General features: G+C 30.2%; 18 protein-coding genes, 1 riboswitch and 1 other annotated feature. Of the genes, 17 read left to right on the forward strand and 1 reads right to left on the reverse strand.

Annotated features, from left to right (window positions below; genetic code table 11):
* Position 1: 1 nt before the first annotated feature.
* From DR024_RS05790 to gltX, 17 genes are all read left to right on the forward strand, one after another.
* Complete coding sequence (locus DR024_RS05790) at positions 2–403, forward strand: type II secretion system protein (RefSeq protein ID WP_053089707.1); 402 nt, start codon at positions 2–4, stop codon at positions 401–403.
* A 66-nt stretch (positions 404–469) separates the two neighbouring features.
* Positions 470–1,231, forward strand: a complete 762-nt coding sequence (locus DR024_RS05795) for a prepilin peptidase (RefSeq protein WP_111918322.1) — start codon at positions 470–472, stop codon at positions 1,229–1,231.
* A 13-nt stretch (positions 1,232–1,244) separates the two neighbouring features.
* Positions 1,245–2,252, forward strand: coding sequence for a type IV pilus biogenesis protein PilM (pilM, locus tag DR024_RS05800; protein ID WP_049177438.1), 1,008 nt, complete (start codon positions 1,245–1,247; stop codon positions 2,250–2,252).
* 1 nt (position 2,253) lies between these two features.
* The gene (locus tag DR024_RS05805; protein ID WP_049177440.1) at positions 2,254–2,817 is read left to right on the forward strand and encodes a PilN domain-containing protein; all 564 of its coding nucleotides are present in this window, start codon (positions 2,254–2,256) and stop codon (positions 2,815–2,817) included.
* A complete protein-coding gene (gene pilO / locus DR024_RS05810) occupies positions 2,801–3,406 on the forward strand; it encodes a type 4a pilus biogenesis protein PilO (RefSeq protein WP_027098935.1) in 606 nt (201 codons plus the stop codon). The genes DR024_RS05805 and pilO overlap by 17 nt, the downstream gene beginning before the upstream one ends.
* Positions 3,407–3,439: 33 nt before the next feature.
* Positions 3,440–3,931 (forward strand): PilW family protein, encoded by a 492-nt coding sequence (locus DR024_RS05815; protein WP_049177442.1) that lies wholly within the window; start codon positions 3,440–3,442, stop codon positions 3,929–3,931.
* Positions 3,932–3,948: 17 nt separating this feature from the next.
* A complete protein-coding gene (locus DR024_RS05820) occupies positions 3,949–4,494 on the forward strand; it encodes a PilW family protein (protein WP_049177443.1) in 546 nt (181 codons plus the stop codon).
* Between the two features lie 10 nt (positions 4,495–4,504).
* The gene (locus DR024_RS05825; protein WP_049177444.1) at positions 4,505–5,599 is read left to right on the forward strand and encodes a hypothetical protein; all 1,095 of its coding nucleotides are present in this window, start codon (positions 4,505–4,507) and stop codon (positions 5,597–5,599) included.
* Between the two features lie 100 nt (positions 5,600–5,699).
* Positions 5,700–5,797: riboswitch (purine riboswitch) on the forward strand.
* A gap of 148 nt (positions 5,798–5,945) precedes the next feature.
* Positions 5,946–7,400 (forward strand): IMP dehydrogenase, encoded by a 1,455-nt coding sequence (guaB, locus tag DR024_RS05830; RefSeq protein ID WP_049177445.1) that lies wholly within the window; start codon positions 5,946–5,948, stop codon positions 7,398–7,400.
* A gap of 63 nt (positions 7,401–7,463) precedes the next feature.
* Positions 7,464–9,005 (forward strand): glutamine-hydrolyzing GMP synthase, encoded by a 1,542-nt coding sequence (gene guaA, locus DR024_RS05835; protein ID WP_027098940.1) that lies wholly within the window; start codon positions 7,464–7,466, stop codon positions 9,003–9,005.
* Positions 9,006–9,113: 108 nt separating this feature from the next.
* Positions 9,114–10,406 (forward strand): O-antigen ligase family protein, encoded by a 1,293-nt coding sequence (locus DR024_RS05840; RefSeq protein WP_051196011.1) that lies wholly within the window; start codon positions 9,114–9,116, stop codon positions 10,404–10,406.
* 292 nt (positions 10,407–10,698) lie between these two features.
* On the forward strand, positions 10,699–12,048 hold the full coding sequence (locus tag DR024_RS05845; RefSeq protein WP_065254735.1) for a glucose-6-phosphate isomerase: 1,350 nt from the start codon (positions 10,699–10,701) through the stop codon (positions 12,046–12,048).
* A gap of 1 nt (position 12,049) precedes the next feature.
* A complete protein-coding gene (locus DR024_RS05850; RefSeq protein WP_055185194.1) occupies positions 12,050–12,496 on the forward strand; it encodes a YaiI/YqxD family protein in 447 nt (148 codons plus the stop codon).
* 138 nt (positions 12,497–12,634) lie between these two features.
* Positions 12,635–14,638 carry a triple tyrosine motif-containing protein gene (locus tag DR024_RS05855; protein WP_027098954.1) on the forward strand — a complete coding sequence of 668 codons (2,004 nt, stop codon included), beginning with the start codon at positions 12,635–12,637 and terminating at the stop codon, positions 14,636–14,638.
* A 10-nt stretch (positions 14,639–14,648) separates the two neighbouring features.
* Positions 14,649–15,338: a lytic transglycosylase domain-containing protein gene (locus DR024_RS05860; protein WP_027098955.1), complete on the forward strand. Its 690-nt coding sequence runs from the start codon at positions 14,649–14,651 to the stop codon at positions 15,336–15,338.
* Positions 15,339–15,528: 190 nt separating this feature from the next.
* Positions 15,529–16,245 (forward strand): pseudouridine synthase, encoded by a 717-nt coding sequence (locus tag DR024_RS05865; RefSeq protein ID WP_027098956.1) that lies wholly within the window; start codon positions 15,529–15,531, stop codon positions 16,243–16,245.
* A 437-nt stretch (positions 16,246–16,682) separates the two neighbouring features.
* Positions 16,683–16,880, forward strand: a binding site (T-box leader).
* A 52-nt stretch (positions 16,881–16,932) separates the two neighbouring features.
* Positions 16,933–18,588 carry a glutamate--tRNA ligase gene (gene gltX / locus DR024_RS05870; RefSeq protein WP_065254734.1) on the forward strand — a complete coding sequence of 552 codons (1,656 nt, stop codon included), beginning with the start codon at positions 16,933–16,935 and terminating at the stop codon, positions 18,586–18,588.
* 42 nt (positions 18,589–18,630) lie between these two features.
* Here gltX and DR024_RS05875 read toward each other — a convergent pair whose 3' ends face one another.
* The gene (locus DR024_RS05875) at positions 18,631–18,954 is read right to left on the reverse strand and encodes a DUF1622 domain-containing protein (RefSeq protein WP_027098958.1); all 324 of its coding nucleotides are present in this window, start codon (positions 18,952–18,954) and stop codon (positions 18,631–18,633) included.
* Positions 18,955–18,957 lie beyond the last annotated feature (3 nt).

An 18,957-nucleotide genomic window follows, 5' to 3' on the forward strand; every position in this document is an offset into this window, starting at 1 on the left:
TATGAATGAATTAGCTAAAAAGAAAAAGAAAGGTTTTACACTTATTGAACTTATTGCAGTTATTGCTATTATCGGTATTTTAGCTGCAGTATTAGTTCCAAGAATAGTTGGGTATATGAATGATGCAAATGATGCAAAAACTATAACTCAAGCTAGAAATGTTAGAATGGCATATGAAACTATGATATCAAAAGATCCAGATGTATTTGGTGCTGATACTGCTGATGATGTTACAGTACAAGATGTTGTAGATGAATATGATAGCCCAACTGATACTTCAATAAATTGGGAAGATTACACATCATTAGAAGCGGAGGATTATGATAGATTAGATACAGGAGTATCAATGACAGCGCTAAAAGCTGCAACTGCATCAGGTGATCCTTCATCAATAGCAAACTAGTATATATTTAATTATTAGAATAGCCTCTTTAATGTATAAGGGGCTATTCTGAAATAGGAGAATTAAATGAGTTATATTGCAGAAATCACGGTGTTTGTGTTTGGAATAATTATAGGGAGCTTCCTTAATGTATGTATATATAGAATACCTAAAGAAGAATCAATAGCATATCCACCTTCTCACTGTGGAAGTTGTGGCCATAATCTTAAGGTAATAGATTTAGTACCTATATTTAGTTGGTTACTTTTAAAAGGAAAATGCAGATATTGTGGCGAAAAGGTCTCAAAGCAATATCCAATAGTTGAAGGAGCAACAGGGTTGCTTTTTGTATTTTTATATTTAAAGTTTGGATTTACAATTGAATTATTAAAATATATGGTTTTTACAAGTATTTTAATAGTAGTTGGTATAATAGATTTTAAAACTCAAGATGTGTATGATTCAACAATTATCGCTTTAGGGATAATTGGAGTACTTTTTACTATTATTGAGTTCTTTATAAATAAGCAAATTAGCTTTATTAGTATTATTTTAGGAATAGCAATTCCAGCCCTAATAATATCAATCTTTGCTTGGCTTGGAGCAATGGGCTGGGGGGATGTAGAAATAATAGGTGTTGTAGGATTGTTTCTAGGATTTAAAATGAATATGTTAAATTTATTCACCTCAATAGTCTTAGGAGGAATAGCTGCATTTGTATTAATGATATGGAAAAGAAGAGGGGGAAAGGATACCATGGCATTTGGGCCTTATATAGCTCTCTCATCATATATAACACTTCTTTTTGGAAGTGAAATTTTACAATGGTATTTAAGTTTTATAAGGTAAGTGAGGTGGGGGTATGTTCGAAAAAGACTTAATTGCGATAGACATAAATAAAGAAACTATTTCAATTTTAGTTGGAACAAGATACAAAATATCTAATGGTACTATAATTGAAACTCCTAGAAATTCATTTGATAATGGGAGAATTTTAGATGTAAGCCTAATATCAGGAGCAATAGCGCCACATATAAAAAAGGCAAAAACTAGGGATGTTGCTTTTGCTATAAGAGGTGAGGATATTATTACAAGACATTTAAACATTCCATTTGCAAAAGATGAAGCTATGAGAGATTCAGTAGATTTTGAGTTAAGGCAGTTCATGGGAGACAGAGTAGATGAATATTATTTTGATTATCAAATTATAAATCAAAATAAGAATGATGGAACAGGAAAATGTGATGTTCTTGTAGTAGCTTGCTCTAGAGACAAGATTGATGCATTTATGGAACTTGGAAAAACATTAAGGTTAAATGTAAAGGCAATAGATCTATATGCAAATGTAGTAGCTAGAGTTTTTGGAGATTTAAGAAAATCAACAACAAAAGGAATAAAAACTATTGGAGTAATTGGAATAGATTCAGATGATTCCAATATTACAATTTTGGAATGGGGAAAGCTTATACTTGAAAAGTACAAGGATAGTGGAATATTAAGTACAGTAGATAAGGAATTTACTAATTTAACTGAATATAATTCCATATTAGATACTGTAGATTTAATTGAGCCTAAACAACCAGGAGAAGAAAGTGATATAGAATTATACTTTAAGGAAGAGGCCAATGACTATAATAGTCTAATACAGTACTATACATCAGGCAAAGTTAAGAAAAATTTAGATAGAATATATGTAATGGGATCAGCTACTAGAATTAAAGGGATTGAACAATATTTTGAAGTTAATTTAAGTGCTAGGGCAGCTAAGCTGCCTATGTTTTCTGATTTAAAGACAAGCGTAAAAGCACCTAAGAAGATTAAGTTAAAAGACTATATTATGTGTTATGGGCTATTATTAAGGAGGGATTAGTATGAGTAGAGAATTAAATTTAGTCCCTCAGGTAAATTCCAATACTAAAGGTACTGTAAAATCAAGTAAAACAATATTATTAATTTTATTATTAATAGTTGCATTTATTGGAGGAAGCTTTGGTTATGTAATAGGGAAAGAATATCTATTAAATAAGAAAGCGGAAGAGTTAAAGAATGAGTTAGCTTTAAGCAATAAAAAGTTAAAGGAAAAAGAAGAACTAGATCAACAAATAGCAGCAACAAAGCAACAAATTACTAAAGCAGAACAATTGAAATTGCTTATGGATATAGATACAGATGAGTTAATAAAAGAGTTATATAAATTAGTAGAAATAGATGGAATAAAGATAACAAATATTAACTATAAAGGGGGAGTATCTTCCAGTGTAGAAATTAATGGAAATTCAGGTGATAAGAGTGCTATACAAAAGATGTGGGCTAATCTTAGAGAAAATGAGAAATTTGCTGATTCTCATGTTAATAGTTGGAGTGGTGAAGGTGAAATAAAGTTTTCAGTAAGTGTAAAGACAAAGGGAGGTAGTGCAAATGAAAAGCAAAACTAATGGACGAGCTACCACAAAAAATGAAAAGATAATATTATATGTGTTAGGAGTATTATCTATATTTGCTCTTTGTTATTTATTCATAATATCTCCAGGTGAAGAAAAAACTAAAAATTTAAAACAAGAAATTAAAAGTTTAGAGAGTCAGTTAGTTTCTGTTCAAAGTATTGACTATGATATTGAGCAGAGAAAAAAAACATTGGATGATTTGATGGTTAAGTATAAAGAAGCTACTATAACGCTACCTAAAACAGATAGATATCCAGAAGTTTTTAGAGATGTAGAAAAAATGGTTACAGAATCAGGCCTTTCCTCATCTAATGGCTCTTTTGAAAAAACATCAGTTATTCAATTAGTCGGGGTAGAAGAAGGACAAGAGTCTTCTAATTTAAAAGGAATGAGAAAGATTCAAATAACTTATTCTGTTAAAGGGGATATAAACAAGGTATTATCATTTATTGATAAGTTAGAGAATTATGACAGAATTGCAGAGTTAAACTCTTTTAATCATAGTGGTGAAGGGTGTTCTATAGTGTTTTCATTCTATGATTCTGGAGAAGGCGGAGCAGAAGAATATGATTTTAATTAATAAAACCTTCTAATTAAAGATGGAGGTGTAGTTTTGAAAGTAAAAAAGAAAAAAGGATTTACTTTAATAGAGATTGCAGTGGCTTTAGCAGCTTTTGTAATTATTATGCTTGCAATAACTGGACTGTTAATATCTGTTATTAAAATTAGTTCAATAAATAGTGCAACATATAGTACAGATAATATTTCAAAAGTATTTTTTGAAACATTGAAGGAAGATAGAGTTGCGTTGAACAATATGCCCAAAACAGTAGGTACAAAATATAAGTGTAGCTTTTCAAATGCAGATGAGGTTAGAACATTAGTAAAAGAACATTTGTTAGATGATGATTCAAGTAACAAGCCAGATGGGGTCTCTGATCCAAGTGATTTTAATTTATGTAAGCAAAGTTCATCAGAGTATAGTATGGGAATATATATTAATTGGAATGCTGATGGATTCTATGAAATAGAGACTTGGTGTTGGGATACAAATAAAGGTGAATCAAGCCTAATTAATAGAAAAACCTATGTAACTCCTAGGTAGATGAGGAGGTAGAGTATATGAAAAAGAAAAAAGGTTTTACATTAGTTGAACTTATAGCAGTAATAGGAATAACAGTTATATTTGGGGCTATTGTACTTGGAATATCAATTACATCTGGAAAATTATTTTCAATGACACAATCTCAATCAGTTTTTAATGATGAAGCAAGACTAATTATAAGTACATTAGAAGAAGATTTAAGAATTGGTAAAGAAATAGATGCTACAGCTTTAAATCTTACAGGAAGTAGTAGTATTACAATTAATGGAATTATAGATACTTGCTCTAATTTTAATTTGCCATCTGGTAGCTTTGAAAAATTATTATCGTTAAAGGTAAAGGGAGATTTGTATTATTATATTAAGGTAGGAGATAGAGTTGAAAGAAAGAAATTTGGAGGGGCTGCATTTACATCAGATGTTTCTGGAATTGAAAAAATTAAAGATATAGAGATAAAAAAAAGTGTTGATTCAACGGATAAAAGATATTTTATAACTATTGAATTTGTAAATTTACATGGTGAAATTACAGAATATAAGTCAGCTGTAATGCCAAGAAATTAGGAGGGGAAGTATGAGGAGAAAAGTTAAAAAAGGATCAGCATTAATAACTGTACTAGTTTTTTCCCTTTTATTTGTGGTTATATCTGGAGTTTCTACTTTAGCAGTAGTAAATACAATGAAGGGAAATTCTGGTGAAGAGAAATATCAAACTTTATACTATGAAGCAGAGGCTGGAATTGAAAGAGCATTGGCTAATGCAAATAGTGGTGATTATGATGCATTAGGGGATTTAGGAACATCATCATTTACAATACATGATTCTGCAATGTTTGGAGAAGTTAATGTGAATTTAACAAAGCATATAAATGCATCAGATGAGTATTTACAAGTTGTAAGTACATCAACAACAACTTCTGGGCAAAGTAGGACAGTTAATGCAAAAATAAGAAAATATATTTATGCAAATGATATATTTAGGTATTCAATATGTGGTGAAAATGTAGAGGTAAATGGTGGAGGTTCTCTTAATTTAGATCCTTCTTTAATTAATTCTTCTAATTCAACAGCTAATGTGGGGGCAGGCAGTGTAGCTGCAGGCTCAGAAACAAATGAGCAATTTGAGTTGCCTATTTTTGATAATAGTAAAATACCATATTATAATGGAACATTAGAAATAAATTGTTCAAATAGTAATACTTTAATAAATAATTTAGAGTCCATGAGTTCAGATTTTAGTAAGCCTGTAAGAAAAGTTCCATTATCAACTCCTAATTTTAATGTGTATCTAATTAATGCTGATAAAGTTAAGGTGGTTACACCTGCATTTAATATAGAGAATGTGATGATATTATGCAATGGAGACTTGGAGTTTGTGTTATCAGGACCTTGCCAAATGAAAGGATCTAGTTTAGTGGCGAAAAGTGTAACTGTTGGTAATTTTAATATGCAAATATCTTATAGACCATATGATGAAAATAGTCCAGATTCTCCAGCTATAACATTTTCTCCTTTGTATAGAGCGCATTTGGAAATGTTAATGGATGGATATACTGATGCTTCTAGCAACACTGTAAATGGAATTTCGTATTATGCACCTAATTATAGTTATGGTGGCGGTCCAGGTGCTGGAGGTAGCTTATCAGGGATAATATCAGATTATGAGTAGAAATAAAGTGTTAGTTTGGCTAACACTTTTTCTTTTTGCAATTTTAATTTCATATTTTATTGACAGAAAAGAATAAATAATCTATAATAAGTTTAATTTAATAAGTAGCACATTTACAACTCGTATATCCCCTGAATAAGGCAGGGAGTATCTACCGGAAGCCGTAAATTTCCGACTATGGGTGAATTTGATATAACTTAGTATAGATTACTATAGGCATATTAACTTCACTTAGGTAAGTTAATGTGCTTTTTTTGTACTCAAAAATAGGTAAAAAAATGAAATTATACTTGCAAGAAAATTTAGAAATGCAAATAATTATTCAAAGATATGGGGAGGCAATATTATGGCAAGAATTTTAAAACAAGCTTATACATTTGATGATGTATTATTAGTACCTAACAAATCAGAGATTTTACCAAGGGAAGTAACATTAAAAACAAACTTAACAAAGAAAATAGCTTTAAACATTCCTCTAATTAGTGCAGGTATGGATACAGTTACTGAATCTAAGATGGCAATAGCTATGGCTAGAGAAGGTGGAATAGGAATTATACATAAAAATATGACAATAGCAGAGCAAGCTAAAGAAGTTGATAGAGTAAAGAGACAAGAAAATGGAGTAATAACAGATCCCATTTATCTTTCACCAGAACATACTTTAGCAGATGCAGAAGAATTAATGGGCCAATATAGAATTTCAGGTGTACCAATAACTGTTGAAGGAAAGTTAGTAGGTATCTTAACTAATAGAGATACTACTTTTGAAACAGATTATTCTAAAAAAATAGGTGATGTAATGACTAAGGAAAACTTAGTTACTGCACCAGAAAATACAACTGTAGAAGAAGCTAAAGAAATTTTAAAGAAACATAAAATAGAAAAGTTACCTTTAGTAGATAAGGAAGGAAATTTAAAAGGACTTATTACAATAAAAGATATAGAAAAAACTAAATCTTATCCTAATGCTGCAAAAGATGGACAAGGTAGATTACTTTGTGGAGCAGCAGTTGGTGTAACGGCTGATATGATGGATAGAGTTGATGCTTTAGTAAAAGTTAAGGTTGATGTTATAACTTTAGATACAGCTCATGGTCATTCAAGGGGTGTTTTAGATGCTGTTAAGAAGATAAAAGCTAAATATCCAGAACTTCAAATAATAGCAGGTAATGTTGCAACTGCAGAAGCAACTGTAGATTTAATAAAGGCAGGAGCAGACTGTGTTAAGGTTGGTATTGGGCCTGGATCAATCTGTACAACAAGAGTTGTTGCAGGGGTTGGGGTTCCTCAATTAACAGCAGTTATGGATTGTGCTGAAGCTGCAAGAGAATACGGAGTTCCAGTTATAGCAGATGGTGGAATTAAGTATTCTGGAGATATAGTAAAGGCTTTATCTGCAGGAGCAAAGGTAGCAATGATGGGATCATTATTTGCAGGATGTGAAGAAGCTCCTGGGGATATAGAAATATATCAAGGAAGAAGCTACAAAGTATATAGAGGCATGGGATCATTAGCTGCTATGGCTTGTGGTTCAAAGGATAGATATTTCCAAGAAGGAAATAAAAAATTAGTTCCTGAAGGTGTTGAAGGTAGAATTGCTTATAAAGGATATGTTGCAGATACAATATATCAATTGCTTGGTGGAATTAGATCAGGTATGGGATACCTAGGATCGAAAGATTTAGATACATTATATGAAACTGCAACTTTTGTAGTTCAAACATCTGCAGGGTTAAGAGAAAGTCACCCTCATGATATTAATATAACTAAAGAAGCACCAAACTATAGTGTAAGCCAATAAAATGTTGTAAAAAAGTGAGAACTGTAAGATAATATAAAATAATACTATTATTTGGAGGTCAGCATGAAAAAAGAGTTAGTTTTGGTTATTGACTTTGGTGGTCAATATAATCAATTAATAGCTAGAAGAGTAAGAGAGTGTAATGTATATTGTGAGGTTCATCCGCACAATTTAAGTATTGATAAGATTAAGGAAATGAATCCAAAGGGTATAATTTTCACAGGTGGTCCAAACAGTGTATATGGAGAAGATTCACCTTTATGTGATAAAGCTATATTTGAATTAGGAATACCTGTACTTGGTATATGCTATGGTTCTCAACTTATGGCTCATATGCTTGGTGGAAGTGTTGCAACAGCACCTGTAAGTGAATATGGAAAAACAGAAGTGGCTGTAGATTCAAAATCGAAATTATTTAATGAAGTTTCAGAAACAACAATTTGTTGGATGAGTCATACAGACTACATAGAAAAGGCTCCGGAAGACTTTAAAGTAGTAGCTCATACTCCAGTTTGTCCAGTTGCAGCTATGGAATGTGAAGAAAAGAACTTATATGCTGTTCAATTCCATCCAGAAGTTATGCACACACAAGAAGGTACGAAGATGCTTTCAAACTTTGTTTATAATGTTTGTGGTTGTGTTGGGGATTGGAAGATGGATTCTTTTGTTGAAAAAACTATTGAAGAAATTAGAGAAAAAGTTGGAGATGGTAAAGTATTATGTGCTTTATCAGGTGGAGTTGATTCATCAGTAGCAGCTGTATTACTTTCAAAAGCTGTTGGAAAGCAACTAACATGTGTTTTTGTAGATCATGGATTACTTCGTAAAAATGAAGGGGATGAAGTAGAAGAAGTATTTGGACCTAATGGTGCTTATGATTTAAACTTTATACGCGTTAATGCTCAAGAAAGATTTTATGAAAAGCTAGCAGGAGTAGAGGACCCAGAAACAAAGAGAAAAATAATTGGTGAAGAGTTCATTAGAGTATTTGAAGAGGAAGCTAAGAAGATAGGCTCAGTAGATTATCTTGTTCAAGGAACAATATATCCAGACGTTATTGAAAGTGGTTTAGGTAAGTCAGCTGTAATTAAGTCACATCACAATGTTGGAGGGCTTCCTGATTGTGTAGACTTTAAAGAAATAATTGAACCATTAAGATTATTATTTAAGGATGAAGTTCGTAAAGCAGGACTTGAGCTTGGAATTCCAGAAAAACTTGTATTCAGACAACCTTTCCCTGGACCAGGACTTGGTATAAGAATAATTGGAGAAGTTACGGCTGAGAAAGTTAGAATTGTTCAAGATGCAGATGCTATATATAGAGAAGAAATAGCTAAGGCTGGTATAGATAAGGAAATAGGACAATATTTTGCTGCTTTAACTAACATGAGATCAGTTGGTGTTATGGGAGATGAAAGAACGTATGATTATGCAGTTGCCCTTCGTGCTGTAACAACAAGTGACTTTATGACTGCAGAATCTGCAGACCTTCCATGGGAAGTACTTGGAAAAGTAACAACTAGAATAGTAAATGAAGTAAATGGGGTTAATCGTGTAATGTATGATTGCACTGGTAAACCACCAGCTACTATAGAATTTGAATAAAATTTTAGATTTAGATAGTTATAGTAAATATGCTATAACTATCTTTTTTATATACCCTCAAATGATCGCTTTATGCTATAATTGTATTATTATGGAAGGCTGGTGGGTATGAAAGTAAAAGATAATTTACTAAGTAAAGATTTTGATGATGTTGATATATTAAATATGTTACTTTATTCTGTAGTTATATTTATGCCATTTATAGTAACAACTATAGCAAAACCATATTATGTGTCAGGTAAAGTAGTATATCTATATTTAATATTTTTTCTTATACTCTTTTTATTAGTAAAACTTAAAATGAAAATTAGGTTTAAAATAGAAGAATGTTTAATAATTTTATTTTTGGCGAGTTTGATAATAGCAACATTATTTAGCATTGAATTATCAGTTGCTATTATGGGAAATAAATATAGATATGAAGGACTTCTAGCATATATAATTTATATATTGTTATTTATGAGTTCTTTGTATTTTATAAAGTTTTATAAATACACAAGTCATATTTTTTGTATATCTGGAACAATTATGTCCATATATGCTGTTTTTCAATATTATGGTATTGATCCGTTAAGAATAAGAATGTTCGGTGGCGAAAAGTCTATAGATATGGTTGCGACCATTGGTAATAGAAATTTTCTATCTTCTTATTTACTTTTGTTTTTGATTTTATCAATAGGCATTTATATATTTAAGAATAAGAAAATTTTTTCTATATATTCATCAATAATTTTAGCAGGAGTATTAGTAACCTATACTAGAAGTGGGTGGCTATCATTAGTTGTATGTTGTATAATAGGATTGAGTTTTGTTTTTATAAATAAGGATAGAATTAAAAGAAGTTTAATTCTAGTAATGATGTTTTTTGTAGTATTTTCTGTTATGGAGGTAACAGGAAGAGGTGGGTTTGTTTTTAGGGCTAAAAGTATAGTTGAAGATGCAATAGATAAAAGTGAGAAATCAGGTTCAGGAAGACTTTTGATTTGGAAGATTACTAGCGATGCAATTAAAAAAAGTCCAATTATAGGTACTGGTCTTGATACATTACAATCAAGATTGTTAAGAGATAATTTTGATGGATATACTTATTATGTAAATACTAAAAAGGCAGGAATAGATAAAGCACATAACGAGTTCTTAGAGTATTGGGCATGCGGAGGAATATTAACATTAATTTCATATGTAGCACTTATAGGAGTTATTTTAACAAAATTATTTAAAAGGCGAGAAGATGACAGATGTAAGATATATTTCTTAATGATTTTAGGGTACGTAATACAAAGCTTCTTTAATATCAGTGTCATAGGAGTAGCACCATTATATTGGATTCTTCTAGGTGCAGCAGTAAAACATTATAGAGATTTAGATAAAGCAAAAACAGTACAAGCTATAGCTGAGTAATTTAAAGCGATGAAGAAATTCATCGCTTTTTCTATATTTTAAATACAAGAATAATAAACTATAATGAGAAAGATATATAAAGTATACATATTATTAATTTGGCTAAATGCAGTAGTAATACGGCTTTAAGAGAGGTAGGAGATAATTATTAGTAATAAATACTTTATTTAAAAATATAAATAATATGTAGCTTAAAAAGTGGGAATAATACATAAGTAATTTAAAAAATCATACCAATTATGATATAATAAATTAGGCAAGTTTCCATAATTAATATTTGGAGGTAACAATTATGAGAAGAGATTTAACATTAGATTTATCAAAAACAGCTCCATTTCTAAAAGAAAATGAATTAGATTATATGGAGGATTTAGTAAAAGCAGCTCATGAAAAAATACACAATAAAACAGGGGCAGGAAATGACTTTTTAGGTTGGGTGGACCTTCCTATAAATTATGATAAAGCTGAATTTGAAAGAATAAAGGCAGCAGCTAAAAAGATACAAAGTGATTCCGAAGTTTTAATAGTTATAGGTATTGGGGGATCATACCTAGGTGCAAGAGCAGCTATTGAAATGCTATCACATTCTTTCCACAGTGCATTAGATTCAAGCAAGAGAAAGACACCTCAAATATTCTTTGTAGGTAATAATATCAGCTCAACTTATATGGCTGATTTATTAGAAGTAATAGAAGGTAAGGATGTATCTGTAAATGTAATATCTAAGTCAGGTACTACAACTGAGCCAGCTATAGCATTTAGAATATTCAAAGCATATTTAGAAAAGAAATATGGAAAAGAAGAAGCTAAGAAGAGAATATTTGCTACAACAGATAAAGCAAAGGGAGCTTTAAAGTCTTTAGCAGATGCAGAAGGATATGAAACTTTCGTAGTTCCTGATGATGTTGGAGGAAGATTCTCAGTATTAACAGCAGTTGGTTTACTTCCAATAGCAGTTGCAGGTATAAACATAGATGAAATGATGCAAGGTGCAGCAGATGCTAGAGAAAAGTACTCTAATCCATCATTAAAAGAAAATGCATGCTATCAATATGCAGCAGCAAGAAATGCTTTATACAATAAGGGTAAAGCAATTGAAATATTAGTTAACTATGAACCATCATTACACTATTTTAATGAGTGGTGGAAGCAATTATATGGAGAATCAGAAGGTAAGGATGGAAAGGGATTATTCCCAGCAGCAGTAGATTTTTCAACTGATCTTCACTCAATGGGACAATACATTCAAGAAGGTAGAAGAAATCTAATTGAAACAGTATTAAATGTAGAAGAAGTTAGCAAGAAGATATTTATCGAAGAAACTCCAGATGATGGAGATGGATTAAATTTCTTAGCAGGAAAAGATATGGATTTTGTTAATAAAAAGGCATTCCAAGGAACATTATTAGCTCATAATGACGGTGGGGTTCCTAATATGATAGTTAATATTCCAGAATTATCAGCGTACTACTTTGGACAATTAGTTTACTTCTTTGAAAAAGCTTGTGGAATAAGTGGATACTTATTAGGTGTTAATCCATTTGATCAACCAGGTGTTGAAGCATATAAGAAGAATATGTTTGCTTTATTAGGCAAACCAGGATATGAAGATATGAAGGCTGAGCTTGAAAAAAGATTATAATATGAGAATAATTATAGATGGGGATGCTTGTCCAAGCATCCCTATTATTGAAAGTATAGCAAAGGAAAATAATATAGAAGTTCTAATATATTGTGATATAAATCATTATATTAGAAGTGATTATTCTATAGTTAAAGTTGTAGATAGCGGTTTCCAAAGTGTGGATATGTATGTTGTAAATAATACAAAAGAGAATGATATTGTTGTTACTCAAGATTATGGTGTAGCGGCATTATGTTTGCCTAAAAAAGCTGAAGTAATTAATCCAAAAGGATACATTTATACGGATAAAAATATAGATAGATTATTAGAAGAACGACATATTTCTCAGAAAATAAGGCAGGCTGGTGGGAGAACACCTAATCCTAAAAAAAGAAGTAAAGAAGATGAAGAAAGATTAATAAAGAATTTGAAAAAGTTAATATTTAAACTAGAAATGCCAAAGTAATTAAAATTATTTTGGTATTTCTTTTTCATATCTTAACTATTAAAAGAAAAAAATGTATAATAAAATTGAGAAATATGAGGCAATAACTTACAAAATATGGTAAAATAAATATGGCATTAAGATAGAGGGGTGAGGTTATTGGAGAATTTAGTTATTTTATTTGATAAAGATAGTCCTAGAAATAAAGAGGATGAAGTTCTTATAGAAGCAGTATTTGGTAAAGAACCATTGCAGTATAAATTTATTATAGGTAATGATGGAGTATGGAATACTATACAAGAGTTTTCTGAAAGTGATACATGTATATGGAATCCATCAGCTGAAGGAAAGTATATAGTTATGGTGCAAGGTAAAAAAGAGGGGTCTAGTAGACCTTTTGATTATCTTGCAAAGGAAGAGTTTGTTATTGGAGAAAAAGAAATTGAGAAATTAATTAAAGATGTAAATATGGATAAAACCCATTTAACTGTAGGAGAGAAAATTACTATAGATGTTCTTGGTAATGAACAAGGATTATTATATAGGTTTTGGATAAAGGGTAATCAAGATTGGGAGCTTATTAGAGATTATACAACAAGTAATAGGCTAGTGTTTACAGCTAATAAGGAAGGAAAGCAAGAAATTCTTATTGAATGTAAAGAGGTAAATTCAAGTGAAAATTTTGATGAGTTTACTACAATAAAATTTGATGTAGTATTACCTACTAAAATAGAAATCACTGATTTTAAATGCTTAACAGAAGAATTATTAATTAATCAGGAGTTAGTATTTAAAGTTAGTTCATCATTAGATGATAAGAGAAGTTTGTTATATAAATTTATAAAAATAAGTAAAGATGGAAAGGTAACTTGTATACAGGATTATTCTTCTAGGAGGTTAGTTTCATATCAAGAGAAGGAAGCAGGAGAATATAAGCTTTTATGCTTAGTTAGAGATATACTTTCAAATAAGGAATATGATGATAGAGCTATAATGTTATATTCTGTAAAAGCATATAATCCAATTAATATAAAAAGTTTTACTCCAGATACTAATTCACCACAAATGAATGGAAGTACAATTAATTTTAAAGCTGAAGTAGATGGTGGACGAGAAATAGTATATAGATATATTGTTGAGGGCGAGGTTGCAGAAGACTCAGGATATATAAGGAGAAATGAGTATACTTGGGAAACTCAAAAAGAAGGAGAGTATACAGTAACTTTATATGTAAAGGATATATCTTATGATGGAGATTATGAGGATAAAAAGGTAATAAATTATACTATTGATAAGAAGTCAGATAAACCTGTAAAAATAGTGGATATCATCACTGATAACAAGAAAACTGCATTAATAGGACAACCTATTAATATGAAGGTAAAGGCAGAGGGCGGAATAAGTTTAAAGTATTCCTTTGTAATATATAAAGATAATAAAGAAAAAGAACGTATAGGCTTTAGTGATTCTAACTGGATAAACTTTATCCCAGATGAAAAGGGAGAATATGAAGTTGAAATAAGAGTTAAGGATAAGTATTCAAACAAAGAATATGACAGTCATACATTTATATATGTTAGAGCAAAAGAATATTTACCAGGAGAAATAGATTATATACTACTTCCAAATAAAAGTAGTTATTTAGTTGGAGATTTAATTGATATAGAAGCTGTAGTTCAAAATACAAGAAGTGTTCTCATTAGATATGTTACAAAAATAAATGGTTATTTAGTGGAGGATACTGGATTTATACAAAATAAAAAAATACAATTAAAACCTAAGTGTTCAGGAAAGTATACATTTGAAGTTTATTCAAAAAACATAAAATGTGAAGAAGAGTTTGATAGTAAAAAAGAGGTAAGTATATATGTTTCTGAAGCAACACCAGTGACCAATACAAAAATTCTTTGTGATAGAGAAGAAATAGTGTGTAATGAGGAAGTAACATTTAAAGTTACTAGTGTTGGTGGAAAAGATGTATGTTATGAATTTTACATTATGGAAAAAGGTAATTGGATAAAAACTCAAAGCTATAGTAAAAAAGATTACTATACTTTTATTCCATTTTTAAGAGGGGAATATAGAGTGATGGTTTTAGCTAAAAGTTTTTATAAAAAAGTAAACTATGAGGATTACGGGGAGTTTTCTTTTACGGCTTCCTAAGGAGGAACAAATGAATATAAATGATATTTCTACAGAAAAGTTAGTTGGTATGACATTACTTCAAAATACATTAAAAAGTCAATTGGGTGATGGGATGGAGTTTGAGCTAGTATATCAAGCTTTATTAAACTCTATGGAAGGTCAAGAAGGAAATAAGGATGAGAGTTCTAATTTAATAAGTGTTGGAGTTGGTCAGGATTTAAATAACATACCAATAAGATATTCAAGTGGGATTAATTCAAGTACTTATTCAATAGGGGCTGTTAATAAAGTATCAACTATAAGTGATGATGAGACTATGCAAAGAATTTATAGCGCAGTAAATAAATATTCAGAAGAGTTTGGGGTAGATCCTAATTTGGTTTTAGCTGTAATTAAAGCAGAATCTAATTTCAATCCCAATGTAGTTTCTTCTGCTGGAGCGATGGGGCTTATGCAATTAATGCCTGTTAATTGTGAGGAAGATGGAGTTTCAGATCCCTTTAATGTTGAAGATAATATAAGGGGGGGCGTAAAACAGTTAAGAGGACATATCAACAGGTACAATGGAGATATAGAAATGGCTCTTATGGCATATAACGCTGGTCAAGGAACAGTGAAAAGAAGAGGTGTTACTTCAGCTGATGATTTATATAAGATGCCAAAGGAAACTCAAAACTATGTTCCTAAGGTTATGAAATATTATTTGAATGGACTTTAGAAAAGAAGTAGAATTATTGATGTAATAAAGTTATTTGAATTAAAAACTCCTAAGGGAGTTTTTTTCTTTAAATTTTTATGGTTTAATGGCTCAATAACTATCTTTTTTTTCTTTATTATTTATATTATCTTTATTATCCCATTTCCCTTGGGTATAATAATAAGGAATTCATTGTTTAGGAGTTGTTTTTGTGGAAAGATTAGATAAAATAATATCAAATTTAGGATATGGGAGTAGAAAAGAAATAAAAGCCTTAGTAAAGAAGGGGTTAGTTAAGGTAGATGGAGAAGTGGTAAAAGATAATGGGGTATTAATTGATCCGGAAAAATCAGTTATAAATATAAATGGAGAAGATTTATTCTATAGAGAGTATATATATTTAATGATGAATAAGCCAGATGGTGTAATATCTGCAACATACGATAATAGAGAAGAAACTGTTATAGATTTATTAGAGGTAGAACATCAAGTATTTAATCCATTTCCAGTAGGAAGATTAGATAAAGATACTGTAGGATTATTATTATTAACAAATGATGGGGAACTAAATCATAGATTAATTTCACCTAAGTGGCATGTTGATAAGGTTTATTATGCGAAAATTGATAAGGCAGTAGATGAAAAAGATGTTGAAGCATTTAAAAATGGAATAACTTTAGATGATGGGTATAAGTGTAAGGAAGGTAAGTTAGAAATAATTAATTCATCAAATGAAGGGGCAGAAGTGATGGTAACTATACAAGAAGGAAAGTATCATCAAGTAAAAAGAATGTTTGAAGCGTTAGGAAAAACTGTTGTGTATTTAAAAAGAACAGAGTTTGGAGGTTTGCCTTTAGACCAAGAATTGGAGGAAGGCGAATATCGTGAACTAACAGAAGATGAATTAGCTCTTTTAAAGAGTTATTAACGAATGATTAAAAAAAGTGCAAGAAAAACATTCATAATAAATCAAAAGTTAAATATTTTTCACAAAATCTCTTGCATTTTGATATCTAATAACATATAATATCAGTGCAAGGATAAATAAAAGGAATAAATAGCCCCCTTTTTATTTATTGCTTATTGCTAAAGCGCAACCTAGCCCCAAGGGTTGCGTTTTTTGTTTTAGAAAAATAATTATATGTAAAAGTTAACAAATTTTAAATTTATATTATTTAGCCTAATAAATTAAAAAAGTAATTTTTATATAAGAAGATATAAGAGAAAAAATATAATTGTTCATAAATGAATTAAATCTTGCATAATAAAATTATGATGAATAATATAATTCGACAATAAACTTAAAGTTATTTACAATAATGTTTTGAGAAGTTATAATAATAAATAGTTTGTAAATAATATATATTAGAGACGTTGAAGAAGAAGAGTATATAGTGGAACTTTAAAGAGAGTTAAGTATATGGTGGAAGCTTAACAAGTAAAGCTATAGAAAGAAGCTTTGGAGTTGTTATGGGATTTTCCCCTTAAAGAGAATGAGTGGAATAGGCTATTGTTTATTCAATTTAGGTGGTACCACGGAAGTTAAGTTCTTTCGTCCTATATTTTAGGATGGAGGATTTTTTTATTTTATAAACAAAAAAGGAAAGGTGATAAAATGAGTTTAGAAAAATTAGCTGATATTCTGTTCCCAGAGATAGGTAAAACACCAGAATATTATTTAGAAAAGTACCCTAAAAGAAATTTAAAGGAGGGTGCAGTTGTAGGAAGATATGCACCAAGTCCAACAGGATTCCAACATATTGGAGGAGTATTTGCTGCTTTAATTAATGAAAGATTAGCTAAGCAAAGTGAAGGTATTTTCTTCTTAAGAATAGAAGATACAGATCAAAAGAGAGAAGTTGAGGGAGCAATAGAAGATACTATTGCAACAATGAAAAACTTTGGAATGAATTTTGATGAAGGAATGACAGGGGAGCATAGTGAAATAGGTAATTATGGTCCATATAGACAAAGTTTAAGAAAAGAAATATATTCAACATTTGCTAAAGACTTAGTAAAGAGAGGATTAGCATACCCATGTTTTTGTACTCCTGAGGAGTTAAATGCTGTAAGAGAAAAGCAAATGGCAGAAAAAATCACTCCAGGATATCATGGAGAGTTTGCAACATGCAGAAATTTATCCACAGAAGAAGCTATAAAGAGAATAGAAGCTGGGGATAAGTATATTGTTAGATTAAAATCCCCTGGAAATATAAATAACAGAGTAGAATTCCATGATTTAATAAAAGGAGATATATCTTTCCCAGAAAATGATCAAGATATAGTTATTGTTAAGTCTGACGGATTACCAACATATCATTTTGCTCATGCTATTGATGATGCCTTAATGAGAACAACTCATGTTATAAGAGGTGAAGAATGGTTATCATCATTACCAATACATGTACAATTATTTGATGTGTTAGGATTTGATAGACCCAATTATGCTCACATTCCAACAATAATGAAGAATGATAATGGTTCAAAGAGAAAGCTTTCAAAGAGAAAAGATGCTGAAGCAGCAGTTTCATATTATAGAGAAGTTGGATATCCAACTGAAGCTGTTGTTGAGTATTTATTAAATATTATTAACTCAACATATGAAGATTGGAGAGCTGAAAATCCAACTACTGACTATCACGAATTCCCAGTTGCTTTAGAAAAGATGAGTAAGAGTGGAGCTTTATTTGATATTGTAAAATTAAATGATGTAAGTAAAGAATTAATATGTAAAATGAAAGCTGATAAGGTATATGAAAGTTATATAGCTTGGGCTAAAGATTTTGATAAAGAGATGTATGATTTAGTTACATCAAATGAGTCTATGTCAAAAGAGATATTTAATATTGATAAGGATGGTCCTAAGCCAAGAAAAGACTTTGCTAAATGGGAAGATGTAAAAGAGAAAATCTTCTATTTCTTTGATGAATTATTTAATAAGGAATCAGATGAAAATATAGAGTTACCAAAGACTCTTTCTTTAGAAGCTGCAAAGGAAATAATAAATGTATATGCAGATAAATTTACATTTAATATTGGAAGCCAAGAGGATTGGTTTGAAGAGTTAAAAGAGATAGGTACAGAATTAGGATATTGTACAAATAGAAAAGAATTTAAGGCTAATCCAGAGAACTACAAAGGAATGATTTCTGATGTAGCTGGTGCTGTTAGAGCTGCATTAACTCATAGAAGTAATACACCTGATTTATATACTATTATGCAAATAATGGGTGAAGAAAAGGTTAAATCAAGATTTAAAAACTTTATATAATAAAATTTATTAAAAAAATAGAGTACGTAAGTACTCTATTTTTTAATGAGCTGATTCTGCTTTCATTTCTGAATGAATTACAAATGCTAATAATGCTCTCAATAAAATAATTGCAGCAAGTATGTACATTTCGTCAAAAGAATTAATTATTACGGTTTTTAAAATCTCTGCACCCATTTTAAATTCTAAAGCTAAAGTTAGTGCTTTTGCAAACTCTACTTTTATAGGATAGCTTGTCTTAGAAATAAGTGATAATGCATATTTGTAAAAGGCTTTTATAGCACCTACAAATATAATTATTATTCCCATAAGTTCTAGTGTGTGAATACCTATAGGAACAATAGTGCCTATAGCATGTTCTAACATAAA

Origin of the sequence: Clostridium paraputrificum (genome assembly GCF_900447045.1) — a bacterium.
Lineage (GTDB): Bacteria > Bacillota > Clostridia > Clostridiales > Clostridiaceae > Clostridium > Clostridium paraputrificum.

Excerpts from the sequence above, each read along its gene's own strand:
- DR024_RS05825 (WP_049177444.1), top strand. The coding sequence starts at position 4,505 with ATGAGGAGAAAAGTTAAAAAAGGATCAGCATTAATAACTGTACTAGTT.
- DR024_RS05875 (WP_027098958.1), bottom strand. The coding sequence starts at position 18,954 with ATGTTAGAACATGCTATAGGCACTATTGTTCCTATAGGTATTCACACA.
- DR024_RS05790 (WP_053089707.1), top strand. The coding sequence starts at position 2 with ATGAATGAATTAGCTAAAAAGAAAAAGAAAGGTTTTACACTTATTGAA.
- DR024_RS05820 (WP_049177443.1), top strand. The coding sequence starts at position 3,949 with ATGAAAAAGAAAAAAGGTTTTACATTAGTTGAACTTATAGCAGTAATA.
- DR024_RS05860 (WP_027098955.1), top strand. The coding sequence starts at position 14,649 with ATGAATATAAATGATATTTCTACAGAAAAGTTAGTTGGTATGACATTA.
- guaB (WP_049177445.1), top strand. The coding sequence starts at position 5,946 with ATGGCAAGAATTTTAAAACAAGCTTATACATTTGATGATGTATTATTA.
- DR024_RS05805 (WP_049177440.1), top strand. The coding sequence starts at position 2,254 with ATGAGTAGAGAATTAAATTTAGTCCCTCAGGTAAATTCCAATACTAAA.
- DR024_RS05795 (WP_111918322.1), top strand. The coding sequence starts at position 470 with ATGAGTTATATTGCAGAAATCACGGTGTTTGTGTTTGGAATAATTATA.
- guaA (WP_027098940.1), top strand. The coding sequence starts at position 7,464 with ATGAAAAAAGAGTTAGTTTTGGTTATTGACTTTGGTGGTCAATATAAT.
- DR024_RS05845 (WP_065254735.1), top strand. The coding sequence starts at position 10,699 with ATGAGAAGAGATTTAACATTAGATTTATCAAAAACAGCTCCATTTCTA.
- DR024_RS05850 (WP_055185194.1), top strand. The coding sequence starts at position 12,050 with ATGAGAATAATTATAGATGGGGATGCTTGTCCAAGCATCCCTATTATT.
- pilO (WP_027098935.1), top strand. The coding sequence starts at position 2,801 with ATGAAAAGCAAAACTAATGGACGAGCTACCACAAAAAATGAAAAGATA.
- DR024_RS05840 (WP_051196011.1), top strand. The coding sequence starts at position 9,114 with ATGAAAGTAAAAGATAATTTACTAAGTAAAGATTTTGATGATGTTGAT.
- pilM (WP_049177438.1), top strand. The coding sequence starts at position 1,245 with ATGTTCGAAAAAGACTTAATTGCGATAGACATAAATAAAGAAACTATT.
- gltX (WP_065254734.1), top strand. The coding sequence starts at position 16,933 with ATGAGTTTAGAAAAATTAGCTGATATTCTGTTCCCAGAGATAGGTAAA.